Origin of the sequence: Planctobacterium marinum, assembly GCF_036322805.1 — a bacterium.
Lineage (GTDB): Bacteria > Pseudomonadota > Gammaproteobacteria > Enterobacterales > Alteromonadaceae > Planctobacterium > Planctobacterium marinum_A.
This window is the reverse complement of the sequence record NZ_AP027272.1, coordinates 4,604,912-4,617,431: the sequence shown is the minus strand read 5'-3', so window position 1 is coordinate 4,617,431 and position 12,520 is coordinate 4,604,912. Positions and strand designations below refer to the sequence as shown.

The following is a 12,520-nucleotide window of genomic DNA, read 5'->3' as shown; positions in this document are numbered from 1 at the left end:
GAATTTGCTGTGCAGAGCAGTCTTAGTCTTTTGTATTGGGGGAGTGAGGCTAAACAGCCTTAAGTAATGGTGGTGGCTTTGGGCAAAGTTACCATAAATTCAGCTCCTTTGAGGTTGGCACTTTGTTGCACTTCAATGCTGCCTTGATGCCAGTCTACAACGCGTTTGCATATTGCGAGGCCTACGCCATGGCCTTTGTGTTTGCTGTTTCGACTGCGCACAAAGGGTTTAAATACATCGCTTTGCATATCTGCAGCAATGCCTGGGCCATCATCTGCTACCCAAATAACTAATGCACCAGCAGAGGTTCCTATTTCAATATGGACTCTGTGTTGCGCGTGTTGTAGTGCGTTTTGTAGCAGGTTGCTGAATAGCATCTTGAGATAAGTGGGATCGCCTGAAACCATTGCTGATTTATGGTTGTGGTTAAGGGTGATGGATTTGTCTGGCTGTTGTTTTTTCTCTACCAGTTTATGTAATAGTTGGCTGATATCTATGGGCTTTCTCTCAAGCTCCAGCATGGCTTGATCTAACCTGGCGTATCCCAGCAGGGTTTCAATTAACTCTACCATGTCGTCGATGTGTTCGTTGATGCGATCTTCATAGGCTTGGCGTTTAACCGGGTCGGTTTCTTCACTTAAGGTGTCCAGCCCCATACGTATGCGCGCCAGAGGCGTTCTGAGATCGTGAGAAACTGCCGAACTTAAGAGTTTTACATCGGAAACCAGATCTTCAATCCGCTGTGCCATATGATTGAACTCGGTTTCCAAATCGCTAATGTAAGAAACTTTTCCGACGCGAATGCGTTGCGACAGTTCACCTTTACCAAACGCACGGGCGGTTTTGCGTAGCTGCAATAAACGGGTAATAAGGGGCTGTGCCCAGAGTAAGAACAGCAATATCAACAGCAGATAAAACAAGGAGGTAAACCAATAGCGATTGTTAGATTGCTGCGCTGTTTCTTCCGGGCTTGGAATTTCCATTATCAGCACAGATTCCGACTTGGGGATCAATCTATGAATACTGATATCAGTATCAGATTCCAGATTCAGTGTATTTCCCGCACTTAGCGACACCAATAAAGATTCAGGCAAAACCAGTTCTGCCAAGGGCAAAACCCGTAACTGATAGCCCTCGGAGTTTTGCCATATTGCAACAAACTGTTGGGCATCTCCGCTTTCGGCAAGTGTATCTGCCAGTTGCTTAGTGAGTATTTCTGCATGCTGGATCTCGTCTGCAGTGTCGTTTTGAGCGTCTCCTGCATAGTGCTGATAGACCACATCAAATACCCATCCCAGGCCAATGGTGGCAACCAATACTACCGTTATCAAAGACAGGCTCAGCCAACGCATTTATTACGTCTCCGATGTATGTTTATTGGCATTACCAACTTTCCTTAGCGAACAGGTAGCCTTTGCCCCAGATAGTTTTGATAAGATAGGGTTCGTTTGGATCATCCCCTAATTTTTTACGGATACGGGAGACGCGCAAATCAATGGAGCGATCAAAACCGTCGTAATCAAAGCCGCGCAATTGGTTGATGAGTTCTTGTCGCGACACCACTTCACCGGCTTTCTGCGCCAATAGCCACAACACATCAAATTCCGCCGAGGTGATGGAAATTGCTTGTCCTCTCAAGGTTACCGACAGATTTTGCTTATCGATGATGAGTTGGTTTAACTGAATTTGTGATACGGGGGCAGCTTCAGCAGTCTGATTATTTACTGTCTGGCTACGCCGCAAATGACCACGTATGCGAGCCAAAAGGGCTCTGGCCCGCACGGGTTTGGTTATGTAATCATCTGCACCTACTTCCAGGCCCAGAACTTCATCTATCTCTTCATCGCGAGCAGTGAGCATGATGATAGGGTTGTGATAATCAGGACGCACCTGACGACAAACATCCAGGCCATCCAGGTCTGGCAGCATACCGTCTAATAACACCAGATCCGGAGGATTATTACTGATCAGCTGCACGGCTTCTTTGCCGGAACTGGTGACGGTAACCACAAAACCCTTGTTGCTCAGGTACTCTTGCGTCCACTGTGCCAGTTCCTCATCATCTTCCACCAACAGGATAGTATTAGTCATCAGAATACTCGCCAGGTTACTGAGGAACGCTTGCTTTTATACACCCAAGCCATCTTGAGTTCTACTTTCGCTAAAGTCTGCTCGCCTTGTTTGAGGTAGAACCAGGTATTTTGATTACTGGAAAACTCCAGCTCTAAGGAGCCTTTTTCTTGATTTGACCAGCAGCGTAATGGGGTTTCCAGAGTCGAGGCGCTAATACAGTATTGACCGCTTTGCGGGGCGCTCCAGTTTAACTGGATGTCCACATAACAATCCTGGCCCTGACGCAGCGCTACACATTTCTCCGGGGAGAGTTGCAGCGTATAGGGTGTAGCTTCCTGAGCGCTCACGGGGGCTGATAAGAACCAGCATATCAGGCTAATTGCCAACCAAATTCCCTTGCTGCAGAGATGTGTGTTTTGTGCTTGTAATTTCATCATCTGCTCCTTAAAACACGTAAGTCACAGATAAACCCGCAGTGGTCAGCATACGGCCTTCCACGCTGAGCGGGCTGTCGGTTACCACATCAGGACGCATAACTGCCGTGAAATAACCGCCAAATACGAAATTTTCAGAGATAGGGTATTCGAAACCTACCTGACCCACAGCCAGGATACCGCCACTGGCTTTGTAGGGTTTAAAAGGACTATCTTCGCTGCGCAGATGGGCTTCAATTTGCGCAGATTCGGTTTCTGATAAACCAAAATAATAATCAACAATATCGCTGCTTTGGTAATTCAGGCCAACCGTGCCGTAAAAATTCCAATTTTTATACAACCAGGTGCGTCTGATGGATGCTGAAAAGCTATAGCCGCCGATTTCATCTTCGATACTAATGGGGGTGGCAATAAATTGTGTAAGGTAGTCATTAAAGTAGCCTGTGGCTCTTAACCCCACGCGAAAGTCGCCCTTCCTTGGGAGAGTCATACGCTGCACTACAGCGTCAATTTGAGTACCATCTTCATCGAAGATTGGCACTACCGTGTCGAAGACATACTCGCCACTAGCCACAGCGTGCACTCCGTAAATATCTACTGACCAGTTGTCGTTGTTGTAAAAGTTGTAACCGATGGCGTCTCCAGAAAACAGACCATTGACGTTTTCCTGGCTATTGCCGGGATTTTCATAGAAAAAACCGTTCCACCGCAGCTGCATTTCGATATTAACACTCAAAAAGCTGTCGCGAGTGTCCACTCGCTCAAAGTTCTGATCGAGCAAATTCGTTTCGGTTACGCCGCCAATTAAGCTAACGGCAAAAAAAGTTTCAAGACGACTCTCTTCTTCTGAGGAGACGGTGTCCGCTAATGAGTTAGCGCTTAATAAAACTAAGCCCAATGTGATAAACGCGGCTTTAATGAGTGTGTTGCGTGTCATGTGTTTTCTGTTGTGTCATTTTAGTTGTGTCAATCTTACGCAAAGGTTGCAAGCCAAGTCGTAACGGCTATTGTCCGATTGTATCAGTTTGTATCTGCTGATAAATCATTAAATATATTCATGGATTGTTGAAAAAAGGTCATTTTTAATCATGTAACTAACCCGGTATAAATTTCACTCATGGGCAAACAGGAGACCAAACATGAGTGAGCAAGATTTTATTTTTAACCTAAAAACTATTGAGTTAGACGAGAACTATAAGCCTTCGGAAAACACTCGAGTTACCACGAATTTTGCTAACCTCGCCAGAGGCGAAAGCCGTCAGGCGAACTTACGCAATGCCTTGCAGATGATCAACAATCGCTTTAATGCCCTTGCTCATTGGGATAACCCCAACGGAAATCGCTATCGGGTGGAGCTGAAAATCGTTTCGGTAGACATCGAAATTGCCAATCAGGAAAATACAGAACGCTTCCCCGGTATTGAGATCTTACAATCCAGCATTCTGGATACTCAAACGCAGCAACGAATTGAAGGGCTGGTGGGTAATAACTTCTCTTCTTATGTACGTGACTATGATTTTAGTGTCTTGCTACTGAATCATAACGCGGGGCGTAGCGAATTTAGCATCCCGGAAAAGTTTGGTGAATTACACGGAAAACTGTTCCAGCAATTTGTTAATTCAACGGTCTATCAAGCGCGTTTTCACAAGCGTCCGGTGATATGCCTGAGTGTTTCCGACAACAAGGTTTATCATCGCAGTGACAATCATCACCCGGTCTTGGGTTTTGAATATGTGCCTAATGAAGCATCGCTGACTGAACAGTATTTTAAAAAAATGGGGTTAAAAGTGCGTTACTTTATGCCGCCTAACAGTGTGGCTCCGTTGGCCTTCTATTTTTTCGGTGACCTGCTCAATGATTACACCAACCTTGAGCTCATCAGTACCATCAGTACGATGGAAACCTTCCAAAAAATTTATCGGCCTGAAATTTACAATGCGAATGCCGTTGCTGGCCGTTGCTATCAACCGAATTTACACAATCGCGACCATTCCCTTACACAAATCGTTTACGACCGGGAAGAGCGAAGCCGATTAGCGAAGGAACAGGGCCAGTTTGCCCGGCAGCACTTTATCGAACCTTACCGTAGCGTACTTGAGCAGTGGGCTGGCTGCCCGGTTTAAGTTGTCGTTAGATTCCAACAAAAGAGTAAAAACATGAAAACACTATTACCCACTTCAACGGCGGGCAGCCTTCCTAAACCTGGCTGGTTGGCGGAGCCGGAAAAACTCTGGTCAGCCTGGAAAATGGAGGGCGAAGCGTTGCACAAGGCTAAACAAGATGCTTTGTGTTTGATCTTGCATGAGCAACAACAGGCGGGCATCGATATTGTCAGTGATGGCGAACAGACCCGGCAGCACTTTGTGACCACCTTTATCGAGCATCTTAATGGCGTTGATTTTGCGCAGCGAAAAACCGTTAAGATCCGCGATCGCTATGAGGCCAGTGTACCCACCGTTTTTGGTGCAGTGAGTCGACCGAAATCGGTGTTTGTAGAACAAGCGCGTTTTTTGCGACAACAAACACAAAACCCAATCAAGTGGGCCTTACCGGGGCCACTCACCATGATAGATACCTTATACGATGGATATTACAAGAGCCGGGAAAAGTTGGCCTTTGAGTTTGCTGAGATACTGAATCAGGAAGCTCGAGAATTAGCAGCTGCTGGGGTTGATATTATTCAGTTTGATGAACCCGCATTTAATGTCTTTTTTGATGAGGTTAATGATTGGGGCATTGCGGCATTGGAGCAGGCAATGCAGGGATTGACCTGTGAAACTGCAGTGCATATTTGTTATGGCTATGGTATCAAGGCTAACACCGATTGGAAAAGCACACTAGGCAATGAATGGCGCCAGTACGAAGCGATTTTCCCCAAGCTACAACAATCCAGTGTCGACCTGATATCTCTGGAGTGTCATAACTCCAAAGTACCCATCGAATTGATTGAGTTGATTCGAGGTAAAAAGGTGATGGTGGGGGCTATTGATGTGGCAAATAGTAGTATAGAAACGCCTGAAGAGGTGGCCGAAACGTTGCGCAAGGCGCTAAAATATGTGGATGCTGAGAATCTCTATCCCTGCACTAACTGTGGTATGGCACCTTTGTCGAGAGACATTGCCAGAGGCAAATTAAAGGCGTTGACTAAGGGGGCCGAAATAGTGCGAAACGAATTAGCCAGATGAGTTTAATGCTATTGATATTCAAAAGTGATCAAATACTGCATTTTTCCGTTAAAATGCTTACTTGAATCTAATCCCAGAGGAAGATCATGAGTAAAACCATCAAAGCGTTATTGGCTGGTGTAATGTTGGCTACAACAACTATCAGCAATGCCCAAGAAGCAAATATTCCTTTAGCTCCTGAGTCGGAGCAATATCAACTAGAATTGATCACCAAAGGCGTTGCTATTCCCTGGGGGATGGTGTGGTTGAACGACAAAGAGTTACTGGTGAGCAACCGCGCTGGTGATTTGCGCTTGATCCGTGATGGTAAACTGTTAGATGAACCTGTTAAAGGTGTGCCTGAGGTACACGCTAAAAATCAGGGCGGACTGTTGGACCTGGAGATTGATCCGGATTATGCCAATAACGGTTGGATATACCTGTCTTACTCAGGTTATGAAGGCGAAGGGCAAGGTAATAATACCTCTATTATGCGGGCGCGGCTGAAAGATATGGCTTTGGTGGACAAGGAATTGCTGTTTCACGGTTATCCCAAAACAGAGCGTGTTCACCACTACGGCTCACGCATCGAGTTCGACAACGAGGGATATTTGTTCTTTACCATAGGGGATAGGGGACAGAGGGATGTTCATCCACAACGACTGGATCACGACCCGGGTAAAGTACACCGTATTCACTCTGATGGCGCGATACCTGAATCCAATCCCTTTGTTAAAACCGACAATGCACGCCCAACGATTTATTCTTACGGTCATCGCAACCCACAAGGTATGGCACTGCATCCTGTGACAGGTGATATCTGGACCCATGAACATGGTCCTCGTGGTGGCGATGAAATCAATATTATTAAAGCCGGAAACAATTACGGTTGGCCAGTTATCACCTATGGCATTAATTACAATGGCACCACTATTACAGAGCAAACAACTAAAGAAGGGATGGAGCAACCCATCTGGCGCTGGACACCTTCTATCGCGCCTTCGGCTATGCAATTTATCACCGGTGATAAATACCCCCATTGGCAAGGTCACTTATTGGTTGGCTCCTTAAAGTTTGCTCACCTTGTGCTGGTAGAACTCGATGGCAATGAAGTAAAAGGCCACAGTAAATGGTTCGAGGGCATTGGTAGATTGCGCAGTATGGCGGTGCATCCCAATGGTGATTTGTATTTGGGCACCGATGGCAACGGGATTTACAAGGTTAGCTACCAACCTTAGCTATTAAAGGGCGCTCCCAGAGCCAGGTCGATAAAGGCTTGTTGGTACAGGGGGCGCTCAGCGTCTTCTCTTAACCCCAGAAAAATCTGCTTGTGCAGACCTTCAGTACCTATCTGGACGCCACTAATGGCAAACTGTTTTGCCTGCTCTGCAACCAGCCACTTGGGCAAGACAGTCACACCGCGATTGGCTTCCACCATCTGCAAGATCATTTCCGTACTTTCCATCTTTTTGTGTTGCTGAACACTGCCACCAGAAGGCAGCAAGCAGTGGGTGAAAATATCCAATCGACTAGCTTCGATTGGGTAAGTGAGCAAGGTTTCTGATAACAGATCCTCCGCCACAATATGGAGTTTTGTTTGCAGAGGGTGCTCAGGACCCACCACCAGCACCTGTTCATAATTAAACACAGGAATAAACTCCAGACCGGGCCTGAACACCGGATCGGGGGTTACCAGAATATCAATGTCATAGTTAAATAAGCCAGCAAGCCCGGCGAATTGAAACTCTTTTAATACGTCTACATCCACTTGTGGGTAAGCTTTGAGAAAGGGCGCAACGATTTTCAACAACCATTGAAAGCAGGGATAACACTCCATGCCAATGCGCAACTTGCCCTGTACGCCAGATGCAAAGCCTTTGATTTCCTGCTCGATGTGTTCAAATTGCGGCAGTAAGCGCCTGGCGTGCGTTAGCAACCTTTTACCTGCAGGTGTCAGGGTCAGATTGCGACCAGATTTTTGCCAGAACTTTACGCCAGTATTATTTTCCAGCCGTTTGATGGCATGGCTAATGGCTGATTGAGTGAGGTGCAGTTCCTCAGCAGCTTTTGTTACTGTACCCAGTCGCTCAATGGCATCAATAATTTTTAAATCAGCACGTTCCAGCATATTTTAGAATTGGTTTAGGCAACTAAAACAAAGGCATAGCCGGAATATATCATGTTTCCGCTGAAGGCTCTTCTGTCTTGTAGGCTCCTGCGACCAGCCAGCCAATACCAAACAGAGTCAGTCCCCATATTTCAACCCACAAGGTGGTATTTTGCCATTCCGCCAGGCTTCCGATAATTTGCAGTAGTATGATCCCTGTTGCCATCGAGATAGCGATACTGCGATATATCCAGGCTCGTACCGACTTTCCCTTAGCCATGGCTCTCATGGAGAAAAACCATATCATGACAATCAAGCAGGCAAATAACAGAATTGAAGCACCCAGGTGAACTTCATCCGGGATCAGGCCAAATACACCAGACAACGACTCGGTCCAGGCGGGAGGAGCTTGATTATTGCCCTTGCCCAAAGTGGGAAATAACGCAATAGCAATGGCAAAAACACAAGACAGTTTACTCAGGTAAAATTCCAGATCTTTGCTTCCGCCTGAACCATTGTAAGCTGACAAGAAAAAGCCCACAGTGATCAGGGAGCCGACAAAGATATCTCTGGAGTCCGACCAATAAGAGCTGCTTATGGAGGAGAGCGGTTGTTCGGCTAACCACCAGGTCATTGGTGCAAGCAGCACTGCTATCAAACCTATGATAAGGCGCATGGTTTTATGATTGATTTGGCGATGCATGTCTTACTCTTTATTCATAAGTGCCTTATGTTTCATATAGAGGTAAGTAAAGAATTCTGCAAGAGGTGAACAAAATAAGGCCCGAAACGGGCCTTATTTGCTGTGCTATTGATGTGATCCAGCGGTTATTCGTCGTCTTCCGCGAGAGTCATCAATGAGGTGTTACCGCCAGAGGCTGTGGTATCGATACTAATCGTCTTTTCTGTCACCAGGCGCTGTATCAAGGTATCGTTATATTCAGCACTGATCACCGGCAGTATCGCACCATCACGCTCTGCCAACTGCTTACTGAAATAACCCATACGCGCACTGTTACTGTCTACTACCGTGCCCGAAATACCATCGTGATGTAGCAGGGCATTGAGCTTATCGTGTTTAACTACCTGCAATATGCCTTCTGCACCACCGCACAACATGAGTTTGTCCTGAATCGCTTTGGCTTCTTCAAAGAACAGATCAGAGACTGCCGTGATCACGGTGTTGCCCGCGGCAAGTGCTGAGACAATCGACATCAACCAGAAGCTGAAAACAGTATCTTTATCGGCATAACACACGACGCAGCCTCGAGGCTCAAGATACAACAGGTTGGATTCCCCTGTTGGTCCCGGTAGCACTTTAGGCTTTTTCAGCATCTTTTCGATACGGGTTAATTGTGCACGAGAATCTGATAGCGACTTGGCTAAGTCGTCTGCCAGCTCTTCAACAATGTCCACCGTGGCAATTTTGGCTAATAGCTGTCGCATAACTGAGATGCGATCATTTAGTGGTGTGATGCGCCAGATGCGCTCCGCTTTTACCGCTAAATCCATAATATTATCTACATGTTCCTGGGCTGCTCCCAGTTCTACCATGTCAATATTGGCCTTGGTTTGATAATTCATCTCATCTTCGTCAGGGGTGTGTTTCTCACGCACCAGACGCGACAAGTAGTTGGGACCACCGGCTTTCGGTCCTGTACCCGATAAACCGCGACCACCGAAGGGTTGTACTCCTACGATAGCGCCGATCATGTTACGGTTAACATAAATGTTACCGGCGCGTACCCGTGCCGCTAAGTCTTCCGCACGGTCTTCGATACGGGTATGGATACCCATAGTTAAACCGAATCCGGTAGCATTGATTTGCTCGATGACATCGTCCAGCTCAGATTCTTTAAAGCGGATCACATGTACCACTGGACCAAAGACTTCTTTTTTCAAGACTGATAGGTTGTCGATTTGATACAAACGCGGTGCAAACAGGTTATGACCATGCTCACCCATATCCGGGAGTGGACATTCGAATAACAACTCACCTTTGTCCTGCATGTACTCGACGTGGTCGTTTAAAGCTTTTAATGCTTTGGCATCAATTACCGGGCCGACATCGGTAGACAAAAATTGCGGATCACCCAACGTTAACTCTTTCATGGCGCCGGTGATCATCTTTAATACGGTATCGGCGATGTCTTCTTGTAGAAACAACACGCGCAACGCTGAACAACGCTGACCGGCACTTTGGAATCCGGATTTAATGACGTCATCACACACCTGTTCTGGCAGGGCAGTGGAATCCACCACCATGCAGTTTTGACCGCCAGTTTCAGCAATCAGTGGCACTTGCTGACCGCCACGCTCTGCCAGTATTTTGGAGATTAGTGTGCCGGTAGCAGTGGAGCCGGTAAACATCACCGCCTGAATACGTTCATCGTTAACCACGTTTTCGCCCACTTCTTTACCTTGGGCAATCAGTAGTTGCACCACATCATCCGGCATGCCAACGATCTTCATTAACTCGAGTGTGCGGATGGCGATTAAACTGGTTTGCTCTGCAGGCTTAGCGACTACGGTATTACCAGTAACGATGGCCGCAGCCACTTGACCCAGGAAGATCGCCAGTGGAAAGTTCCAGGGACTGATACACAAGATAGGACCACGAGGCTCCATGCGTTCGTCTCGCGCCAGTTCTTCCGCACGCGCAGCGTAATAACGGCAGAAATCCACGGCTTCACGTACTTCATCAATACTATCCTGGGTAAGCTTACCCGCCTCTTTTATACAAATGGCAATCAGTTCATCGCGATGGCGCTCAAGAATATCAGCGGTTCTACGCAGCAGGTTAGCACGCTCTTTCACCGGGGTTTGTGACCACTCAGAAAAAGCCTTTTCAGAGCGTGAGACGATGTCCTGCATTTCTGCAGGTGTGTGGTATTTTAACTGCCCCACTAGCTCTGAGTGATTGGCAGGGTTTAATACGGCCACAAGGTCTGATTCGGCGGCACTGGCGGTTTTGATGTTATCAGTTACCCAGGCATCGAGATTTTCTTTTAACGGGCTCAACTGATTGATATCCGTCAAATCCATGCCTTTGGAATTATCTCGCTCTTCACCATAAATGGCGATGGGCATAGTGATATTGGTGTTGCGTTTGTTGCGCAAATCTTGCAGTTTTTCAACCGGGTCAGGTAGCAATTCTTCAACGGGCTTAGTGTCATCCACGATGGCGTTAACGAACGAAGAGTTTGCGCCATTTTCCAGTAAGCGGCGTACCAGATAAGCCAACAGATCTTCGTGTTGTCCTACTGGCGCGTAAACCCGACATTGTACTTTGTCATTGGTAACAACCTGATCATACAAAGACTCACCCATACCGTGCAGGCGCTGGAATTCGTAACCTTGATTATCGTTTTTAGCCAGCTCCAAAATAGTGGCAACGGTGTAGGCATTGTGGGTAGCGAACTGTGGAAAGATCACATCTCTCGCTGCCATCAGCTTAATGGCACAGGCTTTGTAACATACGTCAGTTGTGGCTTTGCGGGTGAAAACAGGGAAATCATCCAAACCGTCTACTTGGGTGGTTTTAATTTCCGTATCCCAGTAGGCACCCTTTACAAGGCGCACCATCATTTTGCGTCCTACGCGACGGGCGAGAGCTTCTAACCAGTCGATAACAAAAATAGCGCGTTTTTGGTAGGCCTGAACTGCCAAACCAAAACCGTTCCAGTCGCCTAAATCAGGATCGGCAAATACTGTTTCGATGATATCTAGTGAGATATCCAGACGATCTGCTTCTTCGGCATCAACGGTAAAATTAATGTCATACTCTTTGGCGGCCATAGCCAAGGCTTTTAACTTGGGTACCAGTTCATTAAATACCCGTTCACTGTGGGTAAATTCATAGCGAGGGTGAATGGCGGAAAGCTTAACGGAAATACCCGGGCTTTTTACCGGTCCACGACCTTGCGCGGCTTTACCCAAAGCGTGAATAGCGTTCATGTAGGAGTCGTAGTAGCGCTGTGCATCGGCCATGGTGCGCGCACCTTCGCCTAGCATGTCGTAAGAATACACATAGCCTTTGGTTTCGGTTTCTTTAGCACGTTCAATGGCTTCTTCGATATTAGTGCCCATCACGAACTGTTTGCCCATGATCTTCATGGCGTAATGCACAGAAGAGCGGATCACCGGCTCGCCGAGACGACCCATAGTGCGTTTCAACATGCCAAACTGTTGAGCCTTGGTTTTATCCGAGTAATTAACCATTTTGCCTGTTACTAACAGGCCCCAACTGGATGCGTTGACAAACAGGGAGTCACTGTTGCCAAGGTGCTGGCTCCACTCACCTTTTGAAAGTTTGTCTCGGATTAACGAGTCTTGGGTTTTTTTATCAGGTACACGCAACAAAGCCTCTGCCAGACACATCAACACCACGCCTTCTTCAGAGGACAGGGAGTACTCATTCAACAATGCGTCAACGCCACCTTTACCATCTTCCGCTTTGCGAATGTTCAGCACCATCTGACGAGCACGCTCCCAAGCGCGACTTCGGGCGGTTACGCCAACTTCTGCCAAAGGCAAGATGTGTTCGATTACTTGCTCTTCATCGATGCGGTAAAAATCACGAATGGTTTGTCTGATTTGACAGTTGGTAGTGAGATCGTCTTTGACTAACATTATACCCCCAATTATTGCGTTGCATTTGATTGTGACGCGGGAGAAAGGCGTTGCCACAAACTCTCCTCAGTCGCATTCTCTGTAGCATAAAATAGCGTTGGCTTGCAGAG

The 12,520-nt window shown here is 47.0% G+C and carries 10 protein-coding genes; 3 read left to right on the top strand and 7 right to left on the bottom strand.

Annotated elements, in window-relative coordinates; translation table 11 throughout:
• Positions 1–59 precede the first annotated feature (59 nt).
• Genes AABA75_RS20240 through AABA75_RS20225 form a run of 4 tightly spaced genes read right to left on the bottom strand, consistent with a single transcriptional unit; the run spans position 60 to position 3,444 of the window.
• On the bottom strand, positions 60–1,352 hold the full coding sequence (locus tag AABA75_RS20240; protein WP_338294547.1) for an ATP-binding protein: 1,293 nt from the start codon (positions 1,350–1,352) through the stop codon (positions 60–62).
• Between the two features lie 31 nt (positions 1,353–1,383).
• The gene (locus AABA75_RS20235) at positions 1,384–2,091 is read right to left on the bottom strand and encodes a response regulator transcription factor (protein WP_338294546.1); all 708 of its coding nucleotides are present in this window, start codon (positions 2,089–2,091) and stop codon (positions 1,384–1,386) included.
• The gene (locus tag AABA75_RS20230) at positions 2,091–2,510 is read right to left on the bottom strand and encodes a DUF3019 domain-containing protein (protein ID WP_338294545.1); all 420 of its coding nucleotides are present in this window, start codon (positions 2,508–2,510) and stop codon (positions 2,091–2,093) included. Before AABA75_RS20230 ends, AABA75_RS20235 begins: the two co-directional genes overlap by 1 nt.
• Positions 2,511–2,517: 7 nt before the next feature.
• On the bottom strand, positions 2,518–3,444 hold the full coding sequence (locus tag AABA75_RS20225) for a MipA/OmpV family protein (RefSeq protein WP_338294544.1): 927 nt from the start codon (positions 3,442–3,444) through the stop codon (positions 2,518–2,520).
• 202 nt (positions 3,445–3,646) lie between these two features.
• Here AABA75_RS20225 and AABA75_RS20220 point away from each other — a divergent pair, with 202 nt between their 5' ends.
• From AABA75_RS20220 to AABA75_RS20210, 3 genes are all read left to right on the top strand, one after another.
• Positions 3,647–4,630, top strand: a complete 984-nt coding sequence (locus tag AABA75_RS20220; protein ID WP_338294543.1) for a DUF1852 domain-containing protein — start codon at positions 3,647–3,649, stop codon at positions 4,628–4,630.
• Positions 4,631–4,663: 33 nt separating this feature from the next.
• Entirely contained in the window at positions 4,664–5,692 is a 1,029-nt protein-coding gene (locus AABA75_RS20215; protein WP_338294542.1) for a methionine synthase, read from the top strand.
• A gap of 86 nt (positions 5,693–5,778) precedes the next feature.
• On the top strand, positions 5,779–6,909 hold the full coding sequence (locus AABA75_RS20210; protein ID WP_338294541.1) for a PQQ-dependent sugar dehydrogenase: 1,131 nt from the start codon (positions 5,779–5,781) through the stop codon (positions 6,907–6,909).
• On the opposite strand, the gene AABA75_RS20205 is transcribed toward AABA75_RS20210, so the two are convergent.
• The 3 genes from AABA75_RS20205 to putA form a co-directional block, all read right to left on the bottom strand.
• Positions 6,906–7,799, bottom strand: coding sequence for a LysR family transcriptional regulator (locus AABA75_RS20205; protein ID WP_338294540.1), 894 nt, complete (start codon positions 7,797–7,799; stop codon positions 6,906–6,908). The genes AABA75_RS20210 and AABA75_RS20205 overlap by 4 nt on opposite strands.
• Before the next feature lie 49 nt (positions 7,800–7,848).
• Positions 7,849–8,481, bottom strand: coding sequence for a hypothetical protein (locus tag AABA75_RS20200; protein WP_338294539.1), 633 nt, complete (start codon positions 8,479–8,481; stop codon positions 7,849–7,851).
• 125 nt (positions 8,482–8,606) lie between these two features.
• Positions 8,607–12,410, bottom strand: coding sequence for a bifunctional proline dehydrogenase/L-glutamate gamma-semialdehyde dehydrogenase PutA (putA, locus tag AABA75_RS20195; RefSeq protein WP_338294538.1), 3,804 nt, complete (start codon positions 12,408–12,410; stop codon positions 8,607–8,609).
• Positions 12,411–12,520: the final 110 nt, after the last annotated feature.

What these genes read in the sequence shown, in the direction of transcription:
- AABA75_RS20240 (WP_338294547.1), bottom strand. Translation starts at nt 1,352, where the DNA reads ATGCGTTGGCTGAGCCTGTCTTTGATAACGGTAGTATTGGTTGCCACC.
- AABA75_RS20235 (WP_338294546.1), bottom strand. Translation starts at nt 2,091, where the DNA reads ATGACTAATACTATCCTGTTGGTGGAAGATGATGAGGAACTGGCACAG.
- AABA75_RS20230 (WP_338294545.1), bottom strand. Translation starts at nt 2,510, where the DNA reads ATGATGAAATTACAAGCACAAAACACACATCTCTGCAGCAAGGGAATT.
- AABA75_RS20225 (WP_338294544.1), bottom strand. Translation starts at nt 3,444, where the DNA reads ATGACACGCAACACACTCATTAAAGCCGCGTTTATCACATTGGGCTTA.
- AABA75_RS20220 (WP_338294543.1), top strand. Translation starts at nt 3,647, where the DNA reads ATGAGTGAGCAAGATTTTATTTTTAACCTAAAAACTATTGAGTTAGAC.
- AABA75_RS20215 (WP_338294542.1), top strand. Translation starts at nt 4,664, where the DNA reads ATGAAAACACTATTACCCACTTCAACGGCGGGCAGCCTTCCTAAACCT.
- AABA75_RS20210 (WP_338294541.1), top strand. Translation starts at nt 5,779, where the DNA reads ATGAGTAAAACCATCAAAGCGTTATTGGCTGGTGTAATGTTGGCTACA.
- AABA75_RS20205 (WP_338294540.1), bottom strand. Translation starts at nt 7,799, where the DNA reads ATGCTGGAACGTGCTGATTTAAAAATTATTGATGCCATTGAGCGACTG.
- AABA75_RS20200 (WP_338294539.1), bottom strand. Translation starts at nt 8,481, where the DNA reads ATGCATCGCCAAATCAATCATAAAACCATGCGCCTTATCATAGGTTTG.
- putA (WP_338294538.1), bottom strand. Translation starts at nt 12,410, where the DNA reads ATGTTAGTCAAAGACGATCTCACTACCAACTGTCAAATCAGACAAACC.